This is a genomic window from Ligilactobacillus pabuli, from assembly GCF_022836475.1.
GTDB lineage: Bacteria > Bacillota > Bacilli > Lactobacillales > Lactobacillaceae > Ligilactobacillus > Ligilactobacillus pabuli.
This window is the reverse complement of the sequence record NZ_BQXH01000009.1, coordinates 79118-102232: the sequence shown is the minus strand read 5'-3', so window position 1 is coordinate 102232 and position 23115 is coordinate 79118. Positions and strand designations below refer to the sequence as shown.

Sequence of the window (23115 nt, the reverse complement as noted above, 5' to 3'; positions counted from 1 at the left end):
AAACTACAAGATTTAGAGTTCATTCAAAGTATGTCGCGCAAAGGAAATTGTCTAGATAACGCACCAATTGAAAGTTTCTTTAATCTATTAAAACGTGAGCGTTTGAATCGGTGTAAGATTCAAGACCTTGAAGAGTTGATTATGATTACAGAAGATTATGTTCAGTGGTTTAATAATGAACGAATTTCTTTGAAAACAAAAGGCCTATCTCCGGTAGAATACCGAAAACAGGTCTTAACTAGTTAAAACTTATTTAAATGTCTAACTTTTTTGTTGCACTTCAGTGCTAAGGGAAGGCTTTTTTATTGGCAGAATGTGCCGCTTTTTTAAGATAAATGAGCATACTCAATTTGCTGAGGGTAATTTGTTGTCAACTAGCTATTTCTTAGTTATAGTTAAGGTAGAAACAGACTTTATCAAAAAGGAGTGGGAAAGTTGAAAAAGTTAGTACTGTATGTGTGTGCAGTAGTTGCCATGTTATTCTTGGTGGCAGGCTGTTCTAGTAATTCTACTCAAAAAGAAGGGTCATCTACGCACAGTCATTCTTCTGAGAAAACAGAAATGCACGAGCATACAGGTTCGAAAAAAGTGCATGGTTTAAAGAAAGCTGAGCAACCAAAATATAAGGCCGGTACTAAAGTTAAGTTAACGGCAGATCATATGAAAGGTATGAAAGATGCCAATGCAACGATCGTAAATGCTTATGACTCGAAGTTATACGCAGTAGATTACAAATCAACTTCCGATAAAAAAATGGTCAAAGATCATAAATGGGTCACTATTAATGAAATCAAGGGTAATCGAAAAGAATACAAAAAAGGTGATAAGGTAACATTAAAAGCTGATCATATGGCGGGGATGAAAAATAGCTCTGCTACGATAGTTGAGATCCAAAAGGGACCAGCTTACATGGTAAATTATCAGCCTACAAATGGTGGCAAGCAAGTTACCAACCATAAATGGGTCGCTGAAGATGAAATTGAAAAACGTTAATATAAATCTGTAATAAAAGCTGATTTAAAAACTTTTAGTGATCAGCGTTGAAATAGGGATCAAAGCAAAACTTTTGTTTTGGTCCTTTTTTGCGCGACGAATTGTCAAATCAAGTGTAACTTTTTACCGAAGAAAACTTCAGACGGTGTCTTCCAGACTAAGACCTTACGGGGTCGATTATTTAAATCCCTGACAAACTTCGCGATATCTTGATCGGTCAGTTCATCAAGGTCAGTTCCTTTGGGAAAATACTCTCGGATGAGACCATTGGTATTTTCGTTGGTCCCACGTTGTTGTGGTGCGTGCGGGTCTGGAAAATAGACTGAGATACCAAGCTCTTTACCGACTTCACGATAACCCGCAAACTCTGTACCTCGGTCTGGTGTAAGTGTACGAACGCGTTTAGGTGTGACTGTATGCAGGAGGTCGATCATCGCTTGGGTCACATTCTTGGCATTCACTTTGGGTACACGCTCAGACAGAAGGTATCGTGACTTACGGTCGACCAGTGACACTAAACCCGAACACCCGATCTTGCCGCGAACGGTATCGCCTTCCCAATGGCCAAAACGAGTCCGATTCTCACATGAGACTGGTCGTTCATGGACTGATGGGACATTATTAAAACGGCCACGTCGTTCGTTGACAGTTCCTTTAACCTTACGAGTTTTCCCACGATGTCGTAACTTTCGAGCGAATCCTCGAGCCCCATGACTTTTACGTTTAACGCCTAAATTATTTCGTTCAATTCCGCGATAAATCGTGTTGTAGCTGATATGCCAATTACTGTTCTCTAAAGATAAACGACCGGCGATTTGCTCGGGTGACCATTGCCGTTGAAGAATGCAGTGAAGGACAAAGTCGCGTAGCTTTAAATTCTCCAGTACCCTGAGGCGACGACTCTTTAATCGGCGCTGTTGATAGTTCTGCTGGGCTTTTACGGCAGAATAGGCACCCCGACCGCCGTTGCGTTTAATTTCTCGTGACACAGTGGCTTTGGAACAACCGATTTGATCGGCAATAACCTGGTAAGTATGGTGTAAAGTTACACCTAACAGTATGCATTCGCGGTCTTTTAAGGTAAGATGTGTATATGGACTCATAGCCTAAGAACTCCTTTAGATGATTGTTATGGTGACTTCATTCTACAGGACTCAGGCTAGGAGTCTATTTTTATTTTCTTACTTGTTGCACTTCAATTGTAAATTCGTCACTGATATTACGTACATTCCCCTTAACCATACTTGGTGTTACCTAGCTAGTGTCTATAATCCAGTAACCCGACGGGTTATTGCTTACCACTTAATACGCAGATGACTAAAGAACTAGCGACTAACTTTATTACCCAAGTCATGGCGCAAGCAGTTAAACCACAAATTATTCATAGTGATATGGAAAGCCAATACACAAGTGACTTATTTGAAAACACTTTATCGAAGTATGGTATCAAGCATTCTTACTCCCGAAAGGGTCAGCCCGGCGATAACGCGCGAATTGAAAGTTTTCATTCAATTTTGAAACGTGAATACGTTAATTTCCAAGATTTTAAGACAATTCATGAAGCAATCGCCGGAATTGATAACTATATTCGTTGGTATAACAGTGATCGTATTTCACTTGTAGCGTAGCTACAGTCTATTAAATTCAATAATGTTGGGGCTTATTTAATATACTCTAAAGCGTTTTTAAAATCTGAACGGGACTAAAACTTCGGCCTCCGAAAATTAAATTAAGTAATTTAAATTGAAAGTCAAATTTGTTCGTACTTTTATGTCCGGATTCTTGACATAGGAGCCCACCTCTCAGTATAGAGGTGTCCTTTTTCATTTTCTAGGTACCTTTCTATTAGGCGCTTACGTTACTCTAACAATTACCGTTATCAATGGAATTTAAAAAAGATGGCCCCTATTCAATATAGGAGGCATCTTCAAGCAGCTTAATCTCTTGTTTTATTGTGTCCTTGACATGGGTACCATTTTATCGGGAGCTCTCTACCAAACTTTTATTTTTAAATCATTCTTTAAACAACAATGCTTTACTATTTGGATACGTAGGAAATTGGTTCATTGGAACGGTCCAGTCTTGTTCGGGAATACTAAAGTTATATTTATTTACTAATTGGTCAGAAAAGACACGCATACTGTGAAGAGTAATCCATTCTCCTGCACAACGGTGCATATTTCTAAATTCTCCTCCACCTTGCGCAATCATTTCGTATTCTTCTTCATAAGAAATTTCTTTTGTTTTTCCAATATATCTTTTGATATCAAATTTTTCTGGATGATCAATCGTACGAGCGTCATGGTTTGTACCATAAATATCTAAGACAACCCAGCTATCTTTTGGTATTTCGTAACCATCAATTTCTACATCACGAAGAGCGATTGCTGGTAACATAGGAAAGAATGGATAGTAGCGACGCATTTCTTGAATAAAGGAATCTTGTAGGGTATCAAAGTCTTCTTTTAATTGGTCATACAAGTTCGTTTTACTGAAAAGCGCATGCCCCATTAAGGCCATCCAAACCGTCAGTGCTACAGTAGGACGAATGATGTTTAGCAATTCAACTGCTGCAACCTCTACTGGTAATAACTCTCCTTCTAGGTCTTCTGCTTGTGCGAATGTATAGAGGGCAAGATTTTCTTTGCCTGGTACAGGATTTTTGCGAGCTTCTTTAATTAATGATTGAGCCCATCCCTCTGATTCGTTACGGTCTTTTACTCCTTTCAAGTGGTCCGTTGGAGAAGTGATGGCTCCGCTAATCATGGATATTTGATTACTAGCAAGCTTATCGATTTCTTTCGGATCATACTGTGCTAGATTAATTCCAGCCCATTCACAAATAGAGTTAAAGAGAACTCTTTTAGAAAGGTCGAATAACTCAAAAGTGCCATGTTGCTGATCGAGTTCGGTTGCAAGATTTTGATCTAGAATAGCTCTATAGTCTTCCATACGTTCTGGAGTCATCAAATCCATGAAATAATTTTTACGTTGATGGTGTTTCTTTCCATCTATCGTCTGTACGCCGTCTTCACCAAATAAAGTTTTCAATACTACTTTTGGCATAGACCCTTCCCGCTTGAAGTTTTCAGGATTATAAAATTTACGCGCTGCTTCTTCTCCATAAACGGTTGTAATTTCTTCTGTCAGAAATTCTGCTTTTGCTACTGGAGCATCTGCTTCTTCACGAAGCTCACCTAAAAGGTTATACCCTTTATTAAGCAACTCCTTTACATCCGTTAGTTTGATTTTTGTTTCTGGTACTTGTTTCATTATTTCATCTCCTATTTGTTTTATTTCTACTAATAAAAACGTACTATTTAAACAACTCAGCGTCAAAAATACTGCTCACTGGGTCTATACTAATATCCTTCCAGAATACTCCATATAAAACAGTTCATTTTTTAAGCGTCCAAAAAGAACCTATACACCACTGCCTTAACTGGTTTCTATTCAATAGCCCAGCATTCGGACTTTCCCAGAATAAGCTTGTTCATATTCAAGATAATGAAAAACCGCCATCTGTTATTCTTTTAAAATAAGTTTCTTTTAGAATAAATTACGTTGTACCATTTTTTGTGAAAATAACTAGCATCGAAATAAGCCGTAGGCTTCCTTATTTGTAAAATAGCGGAAAGTAGTCAGTTCATTCCATGGTTTGTGTAAAAAAAGTGTCTGTTTTTTTACTCCGCTTTTATTTTTGCGTACGTCAAACAAACGATCCCTTCTAATTTTAAAAAAATTAAGCTACCCAAGCAGTTAGATAAGCTAGATGGTTTTTACTGATCTTATCTTTCGCAAAGGCTAACATAATGAGAAAACTCTAGTTAGAGTAATCAAGTATATATTTGGCTCCTATGATGGAATTACGGACAAACTGTTCGATATAATACATGAAGTGCCCCATAATTATTAGACTTTTATATCTAATCAATTATGGGGCACTTCATAATAGTGATTTTTTTCTTCTAATGGAATTTCACAATAATCAAGCATTGCCAGCACGGCCGCTGGAGTTAGCGGCATAAAATCAACATTTTACGGATATCAGCTTTTAACAAGGTTAATGTATTCAACCATACAGTTCAAACAGATTCCAAGCACAACAACTAACACTCAAGCCACTTTTTCAGCAGCAGTTGCTACATCCGAGGATAAACTGGGCTAGCAGCACAGTCTTCATAAAATTACCTATCTAAAACAAACCAGTAATTTTTCCATCAGCGGTCACATCGATCTTTTCAGCAGCTGGTGCTTTAGGCAACCCCGGCATTGTCATTACAGAGCCGGTGGAAACTACAATAAATCCTGCTCCAGCATTGACCTTAATTTCTTTGACTGGTACTTTAAATCCTTTTGGCGCTCCTAAAGAGTTTTTGTTAGCTGAAAATGAATACTGGGTTTTAGCAATGCAGATCGGCAAATTGCCATAGCCGAGATGTTCTAGCTTCTTGATACTCTTTTTCGCAGGACCCGCCACTGTAATACCGTCTGCGCCATAAATTTTAGTTGCAACTTTTTCAATTTTATCTTGGATCGGATCTTCCTTATCATAAATTGCTGTAAAGTCTGCTGGCATATCAGCTAATTTAACAACTTCCTGGGCAAGCTCAGTGGCACCTGCTCCGCCTTGTCCCCAGACATCGGCTTCAATGGCATTGATTCCTAAACGTTGGCATTCTTCTCGCACTAAGTCTAACTCTGCTTGAGTATCAGTCGGATATTTATTAATAGCCACTACTGTCGGCAAGCCATAGACTTCATGCATATTATGAACATGCCGTAACAAGTTAGGCAACCCATTTTTTAGCGCATCCAAATTTTCTTCATTTAATTCTTTTTTATTCAAACCGCCATGCATCTTGAGCGCACGAACGGTAGCCACTAGCACAACTGCATCCGGTGTTTTACCCAAACGAGGAGCAACAATATCTAAGAATTTTTCAGCTCCAAGATCAGCACCAAAACCAGCCTCAGTAACTACATAATCCCCCAACTTCAACGCAAGATCTGTACCAATTAGTGAACTGCAGCCATGAGCAATATTCGCAAATGGACCGCCGTGAACAAAAGCCGGATTATGCGCCAAAGTCTGCACGATATTTGGTTTGATAGCATCTTTTAGCACTGCTGCCATCGCACCTTCAGCCTTTAATTGACCAGCAGTGACTGGTTCACCCTTCCTACTATAACCAATAACGATCTTAGCCAATCTTTCTTTTAAATCAAGCAAGTCTGTTGCCAAACAAAGAGTAGCCATTATTTCTGAAGCTGCCGTAATATCAAAACCATCTTCGTGTGGTATCCCGCTGGCATGATTACCTAATCCACCGACAAAAAGCCTTAATTGCCGATCATTCATATCGAGCGAACGTTTCCAAGTAATATTTTTAACATCGATATCTAGTTCATTTCCTTGATAAATATGATTATCGATCAAAGCAGCCAGTAAATTATTCGCAATTCCAATTGCGTGCAGATCTCCAGTAAAATGAAGATTGATGTCCTCCATTGGGATCACTTGAGAATGTCCACCACCGGCAGCGCCTCCTTTAATGCCGAAGACTGGTCCTACAGAAGGTTCACGGATCGCAACGATCGACTTTTTGCCAATTAGATTAAGTGCATCGTCCAAGCCGATTCCCACAGTTGTTTTTCCTTCTCCAGCAGGAGTGGGTGTGATAGCAGTGACTAAAATCAACTTGCCTTTTCGTGGCAGATGATCAAATTTGTGCAGAGCTATTTTAGCTTTATCTGTACCGTAGACTTCCAATTGTTCTTGACTAATTCCTATTTTAGCAGCTATATCTTGAATTTTTTCTGGCTGAACACTTTGAGAAACTTCAATATCTGAGACCATTTATAAACATCCTTCCACAAGCTATTGCCTTGAATTTGAAGACAGTCAACTTAACTTATAAATCACGAAATCCGATATCCTTACGGTAATAAAATTCAGTTAGGGCTAGTCGTTCTAACGTAGCATTGACCTTGGCTTGTGCTTCTTTCAAAGTCGGCGCATGTTCCACCAGAGTGAAGATCCGCCCGCCCGAACTTTTCAGCCACTTTCCATCACTAACGACCCCTGCATAGAAAACGTTAGTTGGCAGTTCTGGCAGCGGCAGTCCTTGTTTGGGTTGACTCGGATAGCCGGGAGCGGCCACGACTGTTCCGAGATAAAACTCCCGGCTTTGCCACTTCATGTCTGGTGTCCGTCCTGTCGTTAAATCAGTGATTGCCGTGTAAAAATCACTGGTCAGTTGCGGCAGCAAGATCTGCGTCTCCGGATCACCCAGCCGCACGTTGTATTCAATGACCTTGATCCCTGTCGGGGTCACCATGCAGCCAACGTACAGTGTGCCGGAATATTCCAAGCCCTCTTTTTTCAAACCAGCAATCGTCGGCTCTACTATTGTTTGCCGGGCTTGTTCCACGATTTTCCTCGTGATGTGCGGCACCGGCGAATAGGCTCCCATGCCACCGGTATTAGGACCCTGCTCCTCTGCAAAAATTTTCTTATGATCCTGGGAGATCGGTAAAACGACCGGTTCTGGTCCGCCCATAAACAGCATCAAGGAGAACTCTTCGCCTTCCAAATATTCCTCGATCAGAACTTGACCGCTCTGAGTGAAGGCTTGATGCAAAGCTGCTTCCAATTTGGTGACCTCAGTCACGATCTGAACGCCTTTGCCGTCGGCCAAACCGTTTTCCTTGATCACCAATGGAAAACTCAAGTTTTGCGCGTAAGCCAGTGCCGTTTCATAGTCGCTAAAAGTCGCAAAGGCAGCGGTCGGAATTTGGTTACGTAACATGAAGTTTTTGGCAAACTTTTTATCGCTTTCCAACCGCGCTGCACTCTGTGAAGGGCCAAAAACCTGCACACCGCGCTTTTGTAAGAAGTCAACGATTCCGTCAGCTAAGGGTGCTTCCGGTCCCACGAAAACCAAGTCGACCTGTTTTTGCTCGATAAATTCTGCCAGGCTCTCAAAGTCATTTTCAGCAATTGCTGCCAACTGGATCCCGCTTTTGACCATGCCCGGGTTGCCTGGGGCACAGTAAACACGATCAACCTGTCGGCTGCGTATAAAGGTCGCAGCAATTGCGTGTTCACGTGCGCCTGCACCGATCACAAGTACATTTTTCAAGCTGCTGTCCCCTCCTTAATGTCTGAAGTGCCGCACGTCGGTCATAACCATCGCGATCCCATATTTGTCAGCCATCGCGATCGAATCTTGGTCGCGAATGCTGCCGCCAGGCTGGATGATGGCTTTGATGTTATGCTGGGCAGCGTATTCCACGCAGTCATCCATCGGGAAGAAGGCATCTGAAGCAAGGATCGCATTTTCGTAGCCGTCCTTAGGCATTGCCTTTTGGATCGCAATCTTGGTCGAATCGATCCGGTTGGGCTGCCCCATCCCCACTCCCAGCGTCTTGGAATCAGTAGTGACAACAATCGCATTGCTTTTGACAAATTTAACGACATGCTGGCCAAACTGGAGCGCCTTTAACTGCTTTTTAGTTGGCTGAGTTTTAGTTACAACGGTAAAGTCGGCTATCTCTTCGACTTGCCGGTCCGTTTCTTGGACCAGCAAACCGCCGCTCACTGTCATCGCTTCATAACGCTCTGCTTGATCGCGGTGACTGAGGTCTGCTTGCAATAGCCGAATATTTTTCTTCTTGCTCAAAATTTTCAAAGCTTCTTCACTAAATGAAGGTGCGATCACGATTTCCAAAAAGATTTCGTGCATCTTCTTAGCGGTCGCGGCATTCACTTGGCGGTTAACAGCTACGATCCCACCAAAAATCGACATTGGATCGGATGCATAAGCTTCGTCCCAGGCGGTCTCTATCTCCGCGGCAATCCCGACTCCGCAGGGATTCATATGTTTCATGGCAACAACAGCGGGTTGATCAAACTCGCTGACCATGGTCAAGGCTGCATTAGCGTCTTTCAAATTATTAAAAGAGAGTTCCTTACCGTGTAGCTGCTTGGTAATAAGCGAAAGTTTCGCCGGAATTGGTTTGCGGTAAAAAGCGGCTGCCTGGTGACTGTTTTCACCGTAACGCAGACTCTGCTGTTTCTCGTAGGTCAAAGTCAGCTTCTCCGGGAATTCTTCTTCGGTTAAGTAATTGGCAATCAAAGCATCATAGGCAGCGGTGTGGCGGAAAACTTTGGCTGCCAGCTGTTTGCGGAAATCCTGGTTATTGACGCTCTTTTGCAAGAAGTCGGTCACTGCCGGATAGTCGGCTGGATCAACGACAGGCAAAACGTCGGCAAAGTTTTTGGCTGCTGCCCGCAACATCGAAGGTCCGCCGATATCGATCTGCTCGATGGCTTGTGCTTCGGTCGTAGCCGGATCTAAGATTGTTTGCTTGAAAGGATAGAGATTGACGACCACTAAGTCGATTGGGGTAATCCCAGCATCGTCTAACTGCTGCATGTGCTCTTGGTTGTCTCGTTTGGCCAATAAGCCGCCATGAATCTTCGGATGCAAGGTCTTAACGCGTCCGTCCAGCATTTCTGGAAATCCGGTCACTTCATCGACGCCAGTGACGGTCAAGCCGCCTTTCTCCAGTGCTTTTTTAGTACCTCCAGTTGAGACAAGTTCAAAATCCAATTTTAGTAACTGCTGGGCAAACTCCAGCAAACCCGTTTTGTCGGAAACACTCAGTAAAGCTCTTCTCGTCATCGTTAAATTTCTCCTTTTTCTAAAAGTTCCTTGACTACTGCTGGATAAAATTCATGTTCTCTGGTATGGATCCGCGCCTCAAGTTCTGGCAAACTATCTCCTTGATAAACCGGCACCTTGCTTTGTGCAATGATCTGCCCGGAATCGATTCCGGAATCAACCCAGTGAATCGTAACACCTGTTTCAGAGACTCTGGCTTGGTAGGCATCCTCGATTCCATGCCGCCCGGGAAAAAGTGGCAATAAAGCTGGATGGATGTTGATCATCTTCCCCGTGTATTCAGTCAAAAGGGTGGGGCCGATGATCCGCATATAGCCGGCTAATAAAATAAAGTCGACCTTTTTAGCGGCTAGCTGAGTGACAATTACCCTTTCAGCGGCGACTTTGTCAGGATGATCCTGATAATTCACCACGAGTGTTGGGACGTTTTCATGCGCGGCTCGCTCTAAGACATTGGCATTTTCGTGATCACAGACCAGCAAGCAGACCTTTAACGGCAAATTTTGCCGGGTAAATGCATGGCATAAGGCGGTAAAATTAGTTCCTTCACCTGATGCAAAAATCGCGATCCTCTTGATTGGTGCTGCCACTACAGCTCACCTCTGATCTTCACTTCTTTGGACCCGGACACGATTCGTCCGACTTGATAAACCGTCTCTCCTGCCTGCTCTAACTGACTTTTTACTTCTGCAGCCACGCTAGGATCAACCGCCAATACTAGTCCGAGACCGAGGTTAAAGGTCTGAGTCATATCAGCAAAACTAAGCTGACCTAGTTTCTGTAGCTCCTGCATGATCGCAGGTACTTGCCAGGCAGCCAGGTCAATTTCAGCAGCCAAATCATCCGGCAAGATCCGTGCCACATTTTCAACTAAGCCGCCGCCAGTGATGTGCGCGATTGCGTGGAGCATTTCCGCTTCAACCAGCGGATAGACCGACTTGACATAGATGCGCGTCGGTTTGAGCAGTTCATGACGCAGGTCCGTCTGACAGCCAGGCAAGATCTCGTCTAACGAAAAATCGTTTTGCTTAAACAAAATGTCGCGTACCAGACTGAAACCGTTGGAATGCAAGCCATTCGCTGCCAACCCCAGCAAAACGTCGCCTTCCTGCGTATTTTGAGCCGTTAACAGCTTCTTTTTGTCAGCGATCCCGACGGCAAATCCAGCCAGATCGTAGCGGCCGTGTTCATACATATCAGGCATCTCTGCCGTTTCACCGCCCAAAAGCACTGCTCCAGCTTCCTTGACTCCGGCAACTATTCCGCTCAAGATCTCAGTGGCCTTTGCTTCTTCCAAATGGCCAGTCCCCAGGTAATCTAGGAAAAACAGAGGCTTAGCGCCCTGAGCTAAGATATCATTGACACACATGGCCACCAGATCGACCCCGACCTGTGCGTTTTGCCCGGCTTGGGACGCGACCAGCAGCTTGGTCCCGACCCCATCGGTCCCAGCTACTAAGACCGGTTCATCGTACGTGCCAAGTTCTAACGAAAACATTCCGCCAAAAGAACCAAGGGCATCGTTTTGCGTCAGTTCTTTGAGCGCATCAACTAGGCGGTACCCGGCGGTAATATCGACTCCTGCTTTTTTATAGGCATCCATTATATGATCCTTTCATCTGCTAAATTAGACTTTCAAACAGTGTTTCAGAGCTGCTTGTTCCTGCTCATATGATTCTTGGTAATCGTACAGTGGCGTCGGATATTTACCGTCAAAATACGCCACGCAGAGACTGCCGTTTGGTTCTCCCGTCTTTAACCCGACCGCTTTGATCAGGCTAGGGACGCTCAAAAAACCCAGCGAATCGGCCCCAAAAGTCACCTGCATCTCCGCGATACTCTGGTTAGCCGCGATCAACTCGCTGGCGTGTTGAATATCGATCCCGTAAAAACACGGGTAACGTAAGGGCGGCGAAGCAATCCGCAAATGAACTTCGGCTGCTCCGGCATCTTTGAGTAATTTGACGATCCTGCGGCTGGTCGTCCCGCGCACGATCGAGTCATCGACTAAGACGACCCGTTTGCCAGCGACGACTCCTTTAACCGCTGACAGTTTCATATTGACACCTTGTTCTCTCAATTCTTGGGTCGGCTGAATGAAAGTTCGAGCTGAATATTGATTTTTGACTAAGCCCATTTCATAGGGCAGACCGGAAGCTTGGGCATAGCCCATCGCTGCTGAGAGCGAGGAATTCGGCACCCCGGTCACAAGATCAGCTTCCACTGGTTGTTCTTCGGCTAATAAAGCCCCCATGTTCTTGCGCGCAGAATGAACATTGATCCCGTAAATGTCGGAGTCCGGCCGGGCAAAATAGATAAACTCCATCGAACAGATCGCCAGCTGCGTATTAGTCGTGTACTCCGAAACGCTCAAGCCGTTCTCATCAATTTTCAAGAGCTGACCGGGTTGAACGTCACAGTGAAACTTCGCGCCGACTGCATCCAAGGCACATGTCTCGCTGCAAACTACATAGCCGCCATTTGGCAGCTGCCCGACAACTAACGGTCGAAAACCGTTGGGGTCAAGCGCCGCGTACAAGCGGTCTTTTGTCAGCAAAAGGTAGGCGAAACCGCCCTTGATCTGCCGTAAAGCGTCCTTGACTTGATCGTCCAAAGTTTCTTCCTTGCTTAAGCGGATCAGGTGCATCAAGTTTTCCGAGTCAGAACTTGAATGATAAATTGCCCCCTGATCTTCTAGGTTTTTGCGGATCGTCAGGGCATTAGTTAAGTTGCCATTATGTGCTAAGGCAAACTGGGTATCACTAAAATTAAAGGACAAGGGCTGGATGTTTTCCAGCGTATTGCTGCCAGCCGTCGAATAGCGAACATGACCAATTGCTGCTTGACCTTGCAGCTCTTGCAAGTCGGTAACCTTGAAGACGTCATTTACCAGCCCCAACCCGCGCTTGGTGCGCAGTTGGCCGTTGTCATTGATCGTGATTCCCGCCCCTTCTTGCCCGCGGTGTTGCAAGGAAAATAAGCCGCAATAGGTCAAAAAGGCAGCGTCAGGAGTTCCCCAGACACCAAAAATCCCGCATTCTTCATTTAAACTACTTACTTGAGACTGCATGCAGGGCTCCTTTCCAGATAGCGCGCGCTTTTGAAACAGCCAAGTCAAACTGGCCGTCTTTTGCTGTCACTTCTAAGCGATCTTCTGCCGTTACTTGACCTAATTTAACTGCGTTTTTTCCACATAACTTTTCAAACGCAGCTTGAGCCGCTGGTCTGACCGACAGTACGAAGCGCGACTGTGTTTCAGCGAAAAATTGGCGGACCGTCAAGTCGCTAGTAAGCTTGATCCCGAGTTGGTTGCCAAAAGTTGCTTCAGCTAAAGCCGTGATCAGCCCGCCTTCGGAAACATCATGTGCACTCTGAACCAGCCCTTCTTTAATCGCTTGGGCAACCAGGTTTTGTATTTGTAATTCGTAGTCTAGGTCAAAGTCAAACAATTGCCCCGAAACCGCGCCGGTCTGCATTTTTTGAATCTCTGAACCGTTAAAATCATCTTTGGTTTGTCCGACAATATAGACGAGGTCCCCGGCTTGTTTGAAATCTTGGGTCGTAATGTGTTCGAGCCCTTGGATCAAACCAACCATCCCGACCATCGGTGTCGGATAGATTGGCACACCGTCATATTCATTATTGAGCGAGACATTGCCGGAAATCACCGGTGCGCCAATTTTTTGGCAGGCTTCGCTCATCCCCATAACTGCTTGGTCCAATTCATAGAATTGTTCCGGCTTTTCCGGGTTGCCAAAGTTCAGGCAATCGGTGATCCCGAGTGGTTTTGCACCCGTAGCCACGATATTTCTAGCGGCTTCAGCGACTGCAATCTGTCCACCAATCTTGGGGTCCAAGTGGAGGTAGCGGCCGTTGACGTCAGTCGTCAGCGCCAACGCCTTGTCATAGTGCCGAATCCGCACCACGGCAGCATCCGAGCCGGGACGGACAAGCGTGTTAGTCTGGACCTGAGAATCATAGGTTTCATAAATACTTTCTTTAGAAGCAATTGTTAACTGGCTGAGCATTTCTTTTAAGACAGCAGTCGCGTCACTAATTTCTGGTACAAATTGTTGTGAAGCTGCATTCTTAATACGCTCTGGAACTGCGCTTTCCCGCTGATAGACTGGAGCTTGTGAAGCTAGTGCGTCGACAGGCACGTCCGCGACGACCTCACCATGATGAACCAAGCGATAACGGTCATCGTCAGTGACATGACCGATCACGACAGCTTCGACTCCATAGTGCGCGAAAACATCCAAAATCTCTGCTTCGCTCCCTTTTTTGACGCACAAAAGCATCCGTTCCTGGGATTCAGACAGCATCATTTCAAAGGGGGTCATTTCGGCTTCACGTTGCGGCACGAGGTCTAGATCCAAAACCATGCCGTTACCACCGGCTTTTGAACCCATCTCAGCCGAAGACGAAACCAAGCCAGCAGCTCCCATATCCTGGATCCCAACTAAAGCAGCGGCATGATTTTGGCTGACATCTAGACAAGCTTCCATCACCAATTTTTCAGTGAATGGATCGCCGACTTGGACCGCTGAACGTTGACTTTCGTGTTCGGAATCGAATTGAGCCGAAGCAAATGACGCACCGTTGATGCCGTCGCGCCCAGTTTTGGCACCAACGTAGATAATGCTGTTGCCGACTCCAGCTGCCGCTCCAACTTGGATCTGGTCAAGATCCATCAAGCCGACCGCCATCACGTTGACAAGCGGGTTTTGCTGATAAGCATCGTCAAAGGCGATATCGCCGCCAACAGTTGGGACCCCGATACAGTTGCCATAAGCCGCGATCCCGGCTACGACCTGCGAGATCAAATACCGATTCGCTGGAGTCTTGGGAGTTCCGAACCGCAGACTGTCTAGGCTGGCAATCGGGCGCGCGCCCATCGAAAAGATATCACGCAAGATTCCGCCGACCCCAGTGGTTGCCCCCTGAAATGGTTCCACAGCTGAAGGATGGTTGTGACTTTCTGCCTTGAAAACTACTCCCTGGCGATCACCGATATCGATGATCCCCGCACCTTCACCGGGACCTTGCACAACTTTAGGACCCTGGGAGTAAAATTTCTTCAGAACCGGTTTGGAATTCTTATAGGAGCAATGCTCGCTCCACATGCCTGAAAACAAACCAATCTCGGTATAATTTGGCAATCTGCCCAAAACTTCATCTTTGATCAGCTGGTATTCGTGATCAGACAAGCCCAAGGTCCGGTATAATCGTTGTTCTTCGATCTCTGCGGGTGAAACTTCTGGTGTCTGAAGCTGTGTTTTATTCATGAACAATTACCTCGTCTGCGGTGAAAAAATCGATCAGTGACTGAAAAAGTTGAATGCCGTCAGCAGAACCGAGAATTTCTTCGACACCCCGTTCTGGATGGGGCATCATGCCTAAAACATTGCCGGCTTGATTGGTGATCCCAGCAATATTTTTGACACTGCCGTTTGGATTATCTTGATATGTGAAAATAATCTGCCCATTTGCTTCTAATTCTTGGAGAGTTTCCTCATCGGCATAGTAATTACCGTCTCCGTGGGCGATTGGCAAGGTAATGACTTGCCCAGCTTGATAGCGGGAAGAAAATGGCGTTTGGGCATTGATGACGACCAGTTTTTGCTGGCGGCAGATAAATTTGCCAGCGGTATTTTTCTGAAGAGAGCCGGGCAGCAAGCCAGCCTCGGTCAAAATCTGAAAGCCGTTGCAGATACCGAGGACCGGTTTGCCCGCACCAGCAAAACCTTTTAGAGCCGGAATGATCGGTGCGAAACGTGCCAACGCCCCGCTGCGCAGGTAATCGCCATAGGAAAAGCCGCCTGGAACGACCACGGCATCAAAACCGGCCAGTGACTCGGCTTGGTATGAAACCAAGGTGACATCTTCTTCCAACACGTCTTTAAGCGCATAAAAACTGTCTTTTTCACAGTTAGAACCTGGAAAAGCTAGGACCGCAAACTTCATTAAATTACCTCCGTTTCGCTGATCTCATAGCGATATTTTTCCATGTTGTAGTTGACCAGCATCTGGTCGCAGATCTCATTGACCTCGCTTTTGATCTGTTCTTGGGTCAAACCATCTGCCAGAGTCAGCTCGAATGATTTGCCTACTTTCAGCTCGGCAATATTCTGATAACCAAGACGGCCAAGAGCCTTTTTGATTGTTTCTGCTTCCGGATTTAAAATCGAATCCTTATAGTTTACAAAAATTTTCACGACCGTCATTTTATCTCTCCCCTTCTTTTAGCAAACGCTGCAAGATTTCTTCATAAACGGGCACCATCTCACCCAGACCCTTGCGAAAAACATCCTTATCAAGTGACTGTTTAGTATCCAAATCGACTAACCGGCAGTTATCTGGTGACAGCTCATCGGCTAAGATCACGTCACCAGCGGCTGTCAGGCCAAACTCCAATTTGAAATCAACTAACAAAACATTCATTTTGGCAAAAATTTGTCTTAAGTGTTGGTTGGCCTTTAAGGCCAGTTGGCGGATCTGCGCCATTTGTTCGCGTGTGGCAGCACCAAGCGCTAAGGCATCATCATCGTTTAAAAAGGGATCGTCGAGCTCATCGCTTTTATAGAAGAACTCGATCACCGGCTGGTCAAATTTCTGCAAGTATTCTGTCTGATACCTTTTGACAAAACTCCCGGAGGCATAGTTGCGGACGACCGTTTCCAAGGGGATGATTTGCACCTTTTGCACCAGCTGGTCAGTCGGGGAAAGCTGTTCAATGAAATGACTGACGATCCCCTGCTCACGCAATTCTGTGAAGAGTCGGGCTGAGATCGCGCAGTTGGTTTTGCCTTTGTCCTTCATTTGGACCTTTTTTTTGCCGTTTAAAGCTGTGACTTGATCCATGTAGTGGACCCATAAAATGTCCGGATCATTGGTGGTGTACATTTCCTTAGCCTTACCCTGATACAACAAATCTTGTTTTTTGATCTCTGTCAATTCAGTCATGGTTTAATTTTCTCCTTTGAGCATGGCGGTCGTTTCCAGCAACTGTTCAACATCGCTGCCTAAAACGGTAATATGTCCTAGTTTACGTTGCGGTCTGATCTCGGCTTTGCCGTAATCATGAAAATGCCACTCCGAGTGATCTTTGAGTAATTTGCGGGCTAAGTTCAAGTCTTCCCCAAGCAAATTACGCATCACGGCCGGTTTGTACTGTACGATTTGCGGAATTGGCAAGCCGCAGATACTTCTAATATGTGCTTCAAACTGTGAAATGTTGCAGGCCTCGATCGTGTAGTGCCCCGAATTATGCGGGCGCGGGGCTAGTTCATTGACGACTAGATCATGATCATTGACGACAAAAAATTCGATGCCTAAAACACCGTACAAGTCGAGCTGCTCGGCGATCCGCTCGGCATAGACCTGGGCTTTTTGCTGGAGCAGTTCAGAAAATTGGTCGGCAGCGATCGTCGTGTGCAAGATGTGATTTTTATGTTGGTTGGTTACTAGCGGAAAGGTCTGGATCTGCTGGTGCAAATCGCGGGTCACCATCACTGAAGCCTCCGCCTGAAATTTTTGGCGAGCTTCTAGGATGCAGGGAACCTTGGTATAAAGTTCAGCTGCTTGGTCCAAATCGGCAGGTTCGTTAATATCTAACTGGCCATGTCCGTCATAGCCGCCGCTGACTGTTTTGAGCAAAGCCGGATAACCGACCTGCGCGATTGCCTGTTTAAGGGAAGGCTCATCTGTGACTGAGGCAAAATTAGTGACCGGGATCTGCGCGTTTTTGAGGAAAGTCTTTTCGCGCAAACGCTGTCCGGTAATGTGCAGCAACTCGACACCTTGGGGCAGTTCGGCGTACTGACTAGCTTTTTGCAGTGTTTCTTCGGCAGCATTTTCGAATTCGTAGGTCAAGACTGCACTGCGCTGCGCCAGTTGCAGTAAAGCTGCTTGGTCATCGTATTCTGAGGTGATCTGGAAATCAGCAACTTGCGCGGCCGGTGCATTCGGAGTTGGATCCAAGATCCCCACTCGATAACCCATCGCTTTGGCAGATAAAGCCATCATCTGCCCCAGCTGACCGCCGCCGACGATCCCAATCGTTGCTGGTGGTAAAATTGTTTTAATCAAAACGCGCCTCACTTTTGATGGCCTCCACTCGTTGTTCTTCTTTCAAATCAACTAACTTCTGCTGCAATATCTCGTCGGTCACACCCAGGATCTGCGCTGCCAGCAAAGCAGCGTTTTTAGCTCCTGCATCGCCAATGCTGACAGTTGCTACCGGGGCCCCGGCTGGCATTTGGACGATCGACAGCAATGAATCGATCCCGTTTAATGTTCGGGTTTTGATTGGAACGCCAATGACCGGCAGAGTCGTGTTAGCTGCCAACATCCCCGGCAAATGTGCGGCCCCTCCTGCCCCAGCAATAATCACTTTGATTTCATTTTCGCGTGCCTTTTGTCCAAAGTTCTGTAGCTCGTTAGGCATCCGGTGCGCCGAAATAACCCGCTTTTCATAAGCTATTTCAAGTTGCTCCAGTTGTTGGCAAGTTAATTTCATCGTCGCCCAATCTGAGATTGAACCCATTACAACCGCAACTTTATTTGCCATCTTTATCACTCATCCTTTACGTTATTGTTATTTATATAATACTTAACGTTATAACTAATGTCAAGGTATATAATTCGTGTTTTATACAAACAATTACACTAAATTTCAGCATGATAATAACTTTAAGTTCTTAATTACGAACATTTAACGTTTTACGGAGGCGGGAATGGAAGCGTTTTGTCCCAGTCCCATTTTTAACTAGGAGAAATTAAATTTTGTAAAGTACCGTTAAGCTTTGTTTTGTATAAAATAATACAATATCAACCAGGAGTTGAATTGAAACTATGCTTAAAACTACTATTCAAGCAAATAAACTATTGATTTTCACCTTAGGAACGCTTGCTGTCTTGCGCCCACTAGCTAAAATCACTCATTTAATCCACCTTTTTCCGACTGATAAAATGGGCAGTCTACTGTTAACCTTGCTGATTTCTCTGATTTGGTTTGGGACTGTTCTGGTCAAACAAAACCGCCATCCCATCATCGTCTTAGCGAGTGCCGGTTTAATATACGCACTGTAGGCATTTTTTCTAAGCGGAATCTTATCGCCAATATTAACTGGCAGTTTACAAGGCGGCCCACTCACTAATCTGCTGGCGCTGATCAGTGTCGTCGTGACCAATCTGATTTGGGACGCACTTGTTGGCTGCTTGGCCTTGCCATTTATCCGCAAAAATCGCTAAAAAAGAAGTTATGCCTGATAGGCTTTCACCTAACGGACATAACTTCTTTTAATATTTCTACCCATGTTGAGTTGATAAAACTACGCCATTATTCACTCAGTGCGAGTTTGCGTAAAATCGCCTGATAAACCTCTTCTTCGGCCATTCCAATTAAAAGCGGAATTCCACTGATAACTTGGTCTTTAAGTTCTTCTGGTACAACTGTGGTGCTCACAAAAGCATCATAAGCTGCCACATCATTTAAATGCTCAGCAATATTGCCTTGTAACAACTTCACTTGGTCACTGATCCCTTGACTAGTTAAAAATTCCCTGATCTTAGCTGTCACTAAAGTTGAGGTCGCTACCCCACTACCACATACTACCATTACTGTTTTCATTTTAAAATTTCTCCCCCTTAAATTCCTGTTGCCTAAAAATCCCTACTTGATACCTAAGCTCGCTAGCAAAGTGATGATGTCGTTTTGATCTGTCAATGTCATTAATTTTTGGACTGCGGCTTCATTTTGAAAAAACTGCATTAGAGCTTGCAACATCGCTAGCTGTTGTTGTGGTTCTTTTAAAGCTAATATGAAGACTAATTGGACCGCAACTTCAGCGTTATCACCCATTTGGCGAAAAATCACTGGTCGTTTTAACCGCAATAGTCCCAGTTGCTCGTGCTCGACGAACTCAGGCGCCGCATGCGGGAGCGCAACTCCTAACGTCTTAGTTTGTAAGCCCGTCGGAAATTGACGTTCACGGGTCAGTAACGCTGCTTTAAATTGGTCGTTGACCTGGCCTGCTGCTTGCAAACTATCAGCTAAACGAGTTAAAGCTAGGGTTGCACTTGGCAACTCTTCATCCAAGATAATAATTTTTTGATCAAACAACATTCAACCAGCCCCCTTCACTAATAAAAGCGTGCACAATTTTTATCCCACTAGCTTCTACTTTACAATAATTTAATCCAAATAGCCAAAAAAGCTACCATCCAGTGGACGATAGCTTTAATGCAACTTTATTTAGTGATTTTTCAAATCTTCAATCGAGTTGATATCTGTCATATATTTAGGAACGGCCAAACCGATCCGGGCTCCTTTTAAATTAGTCCGAATAATTTCATATTGTCCCTGATATTTTTTAGCAAATGCTCGGTGAGTTGACGGTAATTCCGCTGTCACCGTGGCGTCTGCCTTATCAGAAGCAATGGCTTGCCACATTACTTCAACGTCTAGTTGTTGCAAAGTCACGTCATAGTTTTTCTTCTTCAATAACTGACTCACAACATTCGAAGCAGCAATTTCATAGTCATATGGCATATAAACGAGCTTCAATTTCTTGCCCTTACCGTCGGGAACGTTCTTTAAGACTTCTTTGACCTTCTGTGGGTGCTCTTTTAAATACTTCTGCGCCTCTGCCGTTGGGTCTTCACCCTGATTAATTGCCATCATGACGGGTTCAGCATCTTTTTGTAAGTCCCACGAAAAGTTTTTCAGTAGTTGATAGGCTCCAGGATTATCCTGCTTAAATCCTTTTCTAACCACAGTCGATTCGTGTTCGCCTTTACCAAAGACATTCTTCGGGTCCTTCAACCATTTTAACGGATATTTGGAAAACATCCAATGAGGTTGATAAGCCGTCACAACGATTGGTTGTTTGTACTTCACAGCCTTGTCCAAGGTGCTGACCATTGCTGCCGTTGAACTTGGCATTAACTGCCAGTTCGCCTTCTTCAAGCCATACTTATCCAAGGCTTGCGTGGCATTATCCATTTCACCAGCAGAAGCATCGATCCCAGTAATCGTATAATTCAATTGCGGACCTAGCTTTTGGTCTGTTTGATAAGCAGCTGGCTTGGAACCACAGGCAGTCAAGATCAGGGTCAATCCTAAAACAGCAATGCTGCTCAATAATCCAGTAAGCTTGCGTTTCAAATGATTTCCCCCTTTTAGTGCGATGTCTTATTAAACGATTGTGTGATCCGGTCCAAAATAATGGCGACGATCACCACGGCAATCCCGGCAGCGAAACCTGCCCCGGCATCATTACGTCCAACCGCAAAGTAGACCTGTGTCCCTAAACCTAAAGCACCGATCATTGAAGCGATCACGACCATGGACAAGCCTAACATCATCGTCTGGTTGACCCCAGACATGATGGTGTTTTTAGCCATTGGCAACTGTAAACCGATCAGCTTTTGCCAGGACGTCGAACCAAATGAATCAGCAGCTTCGATCAAGTCTTCTGGGACCTGACGGATCCCCAAATTGGTCATCCGCACTGTTGGCGGCATCGCGAAGATCACGGATGCCAAGACCCCGGGAACCATCCCGATGCCAAAGAAGGCAACGGCTGGGATCAGGTAGACGAAGGCTGGCAGCGTCTGCATGAAGTCCAAGATCGGTTTGATCACAACTTCAGCCTTGCTGCTTTTCGCCATCCAAATCCCGAGTGGGATCCCGATCACGATCGCAATTAAACTTGATGAAAGAACCAAGGTCAACGTTTGCGTCATATCACGCCAGAAACCTAAGTTCCAAATTAACAATAATCCTAAAGCTTCAAAAATCATGAAGCCGAGTTTCTTTTGATCACGTTTGATCCAGTAAGTAAAAGCTAGGATCACAATGATGAACAGCCATTCTGGCAGCAGGTCAAAGACCCATTGAATGGCATCAATGATCGCCTGAAAGAAGGCCGTAATACTATTGAAAAAACCAGTAAATTGACTTAACCAATCAACACCTGAGTTGACCCAGTCAGCCAATGGTAATGCTCCGATACTACCCATTAAGCGTTCACCTCTTCCCCAGAAATAGCGGCTAAGACAGCCCCACGCAAGATAATGCCTTGTAAATGATCTTCTTCATCGACCACGATGTATGGGATCGGAGTCTTCGAAATGTCATTGATCAAATCATTGATCGGCGTGTCAGCGAGTGTCTTAGGCACATCAGTTTTAAGCACTGAACGCAAGTCTTTGCTGCCTTGCTTGATCAAGTCTGACACGTCATGCGCATCCGCGAAGCCGACAAACTTGTTCTCGTTATCAACGACATAAATCGATGAAATATCATTGTCGCGCATCCGACGCAAAGCCACCCGTGGACCAGCTTTTGCAATATTGATCACGTGGGCTTTAGTCATCACGCTGCTGGCAGTCAAAACACGAGTCCGGTCAACGCCTTCGATAAAGCGTTCGACGTAATCATTAGCTGGATGAGTCAGAATTTCTTCTGGTTCACCAATTTGTTCAATATTACCATCACGCATAATTAAGATCCGGTCGCCCAATTTTAAGGCTTCGTTCAAGTCATGGCCAATAAAGATAATGGTCTTATGCATTTTTTCTTGGATCTGCAGTAACAAGTCCTGCATTTCCTTCCGGTACAATGGATCCAAAGCTGAGAAAGCTTCATCCATCAGTAAAATTTCGGCATCATTCGCAAGTGCCCGGGCTAAACCGACCCGTTGCTGCATCCCACCAGATAATTGGTCAGGATACTGCTGGTCATAGCCATTCAATCCCACAAGATCTAAGGCTTCTTTGGCCTTCTTTTCCTGGGTTGATGAATCCACTTTTTTCAGTGCTAGCCCATATTCAGCGTTTTGTAAAACTGTCAAGTGCGGGAACAAGGCAAAGTTCTGGAAAACCATCCCAATTTTGTCTTGACGCAACTTCCGCAGTTCTTCTTTTGATAACTGCATTACTTTTTGACCATCAATTTCGACGTCACCGTCAGTTGAATTGATCAAGCGGTTGATCATGCGAATAATAGTTGACTTACCACTACCGGAAAGTCCCATGATCACAAATAATTCGCCTTCATTGATAGTAAAATTCGCTTGGTTGACCCCAACTGTACAACCAGTTTGAGCGAGGATCTCTTTTTTATCTTTGCCCTCACTCAATAATTTTTTTGCTTGAGGAATTTGTTTACCGAATATTTTAGTTAAATTTGTTACCTTAACTTTTTCTGTCATTCTGTTTTACTCCTCCCTTTTTTAAACGATACCTAACCATTATTTCAAACTTTTACCCCATAAGTCAAATTTAAGGCACTAAAAACCGTCTGAAAAAAATTATTATTACTAAAATTTTTAGTTATGATTACGCCAAAATTTGCAAGTTAAAAGTGCTTATAAAGACCGTCATTATCAACTTTACTGGGATAATGTTGCTAATGGTTTTTTCG

At 44.7% G+C, this 23115-nt stretch carries 22 protein-coding genes and 1 pseudogene; 4 read left to right on the top strand and 19 right to left on the bottom strand.

Features of this window, described 5'->3' with window-relative positions:
• Nucleotides 1-246 (top strand): IS3 family transposase (locus LPAF129_RS06015; RefSeq protein ID WP_244055255.1); only part of this gene is annotated, 246 nt, incomplete at its 5' end.
• A gap of 189 nt (nt 247-435) precedes the next feature.
• Entirely contained in the window at nt 436-993 is a 558-nt protein-coding gene (locus tag LPAF129_RS06010) for a YdhK family protein (protein WP_244055254.1), read from the top strand.
• Between the two features lie 104 nt (nt 994-1097).
• Here LPAF129_RS06010 and LPAF129_RS06005 read toward each other — a convergent pair whose 3' ends face one another.
• Nucleotides 1098-2096, bottom strand: coding sequence for an IS30 family transposase (locus tag LPAF129_RS06005; RefSeq protein WP_244055253.1), 999 nt, complete (start codon nt 2094-2096; stop codon nt 1098-1100).
• A 106-nt stretch (nt 2097-2202) separates the two neighbouring features.
• On the opposite strand from LPAF129_RS06005, the pseudogene LPAF129_RS06000 reads away from it, so the two are divergent.
• A pseudogene (locus tag LPAF129_RS06000) lies at nt 2203-2621 on the top strand (transposase); the annotation flags it as partial.
• A 385-nt stretch (nt 2622-3006) separates the two neighbouring features.
• Here the strand turns inward: LPAF129_RS06000 and LPAF129_RS05995 are convergent.
• The 13 genes from LPAF129_RS05995 to purE all read right to left on the bottom strand — a co-directional run bounded on the left by LPAF129_RS05995 (nt 3007) and on the right by purE (nt 18255).
• The gene (locus tag LPAF129_RS05995; protein WP_043023464.1) at nt 3007-4266 is read right to left on the bottom strand and encodes a cytochrome P450; all 1260 of its coding nucleotides are present in this window, start codon (nt 4264-4266) and stop codon (nt 3007-3009) included.
• Between the two features lie 922 nt (nt 4267-5188).
• Nucleotides 5189-6853, bottom strand: a complete 1665-nt coding sequence (locus LPAF129_RS05990; protein WP_244055252.1) for a formate--tetrahydrofolate ligase — start codon at nt 6851-6853, stop codon at nt 5189-5191.
• A gap of 55 nt (nt 6854-6908) precedes the next feature.
• Complete coding sequence (purD, locus tag LPAF129_RS05985; protein WP_244055251.1) at nt 6909-8138, bottom strand: phosphoribosylamine--glycine ligase; 1230 nt, start codon at nt 8136-8138, stop codon at nt 6909-6911.
• Nucleotides 8139-8153: 15 nt separating this feature from the next.
• Nucleotides 8154-9683, bottom strand: coding sequence for a bifunctional phosphoribosylaminoimidazolecarboxamide formyltransferase/IMP cyclohydrolase (gene purH / locus LPAF129_RS05980; protein ID WP_244055250.1), 1530 nt, complete (start codon nt 9681-9683; stop codon nt 8154-8156).
• Between the two features lie 2 nt (nt 9684-9685).
• The gene (purN, locus tag LPAF129_RS05975; protein WP_373875036.1) at nt 9686-10261 is read right to left on the bottom strand and encodes a phosphoribosylglycinamide formyltransferase; all 576 of its coding nucleotides are present in this window, start codon (nt 10259-10261) and stop codon (nt 9686-9688) included.
• 11 nt (nt 10262-10272) lie between these two features.
• The gene (gene purM, locus LPAF129_RS05970; protein WP_309296502.1) at nt 10273-11286 is read right to left on the bottom strand and encodes a phosphoribosylformylglycinamidine cyclo-ligase; all 1014 of its coding nucleotides are present in this window, start codon (nt 11284-11286) and stop codon (nt 10273-10275) included.
• Between the two features lie 24 nt (nt 11287-11310).
• Nucleotides 11311-12753, bottom strand: coding sequence for an amidophosphoribosyltransferase (gene purF / locus LPAF129_RS05965; protein ID WP_244055248.1), 1443 nt, complete (start codon nt 12751-12753; stop codon nt 11311-11313).
• Complete coding sequence (purL, locus tag LPAF129_RS05960; RefSeq protein WP_244055247.1) at nt 12734-14971, bottom strand: phosphoribosylformylglycinamidine synthase subunit PurL; 2238 nt, start codon at nt 14969-14971, stop codon at nt 12734-12736. The genes purF and purL overlap by 20 nt, the downstream gene beginning before the upstream one ends.
• On the bottom strand, nt 14964-15650 hold the full coding sequence (gene purQ / locus LPAF129_RS05955; RefSeq protein WP_244055246.1) for a phosphoribosylformylglycinamidine synthase subunit PurQ: 687 nt from the start codon (nt 15648-15650) through the stop codon (nt 14964-14966). Before purQ ends, purL begins: the two co-directional genes overlap by 8 nt.
• Nucleotides 15650-15910, bottom strand: a complete 261-nt coding sequence (purS, locus tag LPAF129_RS05950) for a phosphoribosylformylglycinamidine synthase subunit PurS (protein WP_244055245.1) — start codon at nt 15908-15910, stop codon at nt 15650-15652. Before purS ends, purQ begins: the two co-directional genes overlap by 1 nt.
• Before the next feature lies 1 nt (nt 15911).
• Nucleotides 15912-16649 carry a phosphoribosylaminoimidazolesuccinocarboxamide synthase gene (gene purC, locus LPAF129_RS05945; protein ID WP_244055244.1) on the bottom strand — a complete coding sequence of 246 codons (738 nt, stop codon included), beginning with the start codon at nt 16647-16649 and terminating at the stop codon, nt 15912-15914.
• Nucleotides 16650-16652: 3 nt separating this feature from the next.
• Nucleotides 16653-17774, bottom strand: coding sequence for a 5-(carboxyamino)imidazole ribonucleotide synthase (purK, locus tag LPAF129_RS05940; protein WP_244055243.1), 1122 nt, complete (start codon nt 17772-17774; stop codon nt 16653-16655).
• Entirely contained in the window at nt 17767-18255 is a 489-nt protein-coding gene (purE, locus tag LPAF129_RS05935; protein WP_244055242.1) for a 5-(carboxyamino)imidazole ribonucleotide mutase, read from the bottom strand. The genes purK and purE overlap by 8 nt, the downstream gene beginning before the upstream one ends.
• A 284-nt stretch (nt 18256-18539) precedes the next feature.
• On the opposite strand from purE, the gene LPAF129_RS05930 reads away from it, so the two are divergent.
• Nucleotides 18540-18776, top strand: coding sequence for a hypothetical protein (locus LPAF129_RS05930; RefSeq protein ID WP_244055241.1), 237 nt, complete (start codon nt 18540-18542; stop codon nt 18774-18776).
• A gap of 250 nt (nt 18777-19026) precedes the next feature.
• On the opposite strand, the gene LPAF129_RS05925 is transcribed toward LPAF129_RS05930, so the two are convergent.
• The 5 genes from LPAF129_RS05925 to LPAF129_RS05905 form a co-directional block, all read right to left on the bottom strand.
• Nucleotides 19027-19317, bottom strand: a complete 291-nt coding sequence (locus LPAF129_RS05925; RefSeq protein WP_244055240.1) for a PTS sugar transporter subunit IIB — start codon at nt 19315-19317, stop codon at nt 19027-19029.
• A gap of 42 nt (nt 19318-19359) precedes the next feature.
• On the bottom strand, nt 19360-19812 hold the full coding sequence (locus LPAF129_RS05920; RefSeq protein ID WP_244055239.1) for a PTS sugar transporter subunit IIA: 453 nt from the start codon (nt 19810-19812) through the stop codon (nt 19360-19362).
• Nucleotides 19813-19941: 129 nt separating this feature from the next.
• On the bottom strand, nt 19942-20853 hold the full coding sequence (locus tag LPAF129_RS05915) for a glycine betaine ABC transporter substrate-binding protein (protein ID WP_244055238.1): 912 nt from the start codon (nt 20851-20853) through the stop codon (nt 19942-19944).
• Between the two features lie 14 nt (nt 20854-20867).
• On the bottom strand, nt 20868-21710 hold the full coding sequence (locus LPAF129_RS05910) for an ABC transporter permease (protein ID WP_244055237.1): 843 nt from the start codon (nt 21708-21710) through the stop codon (nt 20868-20870).
• Complete coding sequence (locus LPAF129_RS05905) at nt 21710-22903, bottom strand: quaternary amine ABC transporter ATP-binding protein (RefSeq protein WP_244055236.1); 1194 nt, start codon at nt 22901-22903, stop codon at nt 21710-21712. Before LPAF129_RS05905 ends, LPAF129_RS05910 begins: the two co-directional genes overlap by 1 nt.
• Between the last annotated feature and the right edge of the window lie 212 nt (nt 22904-23115).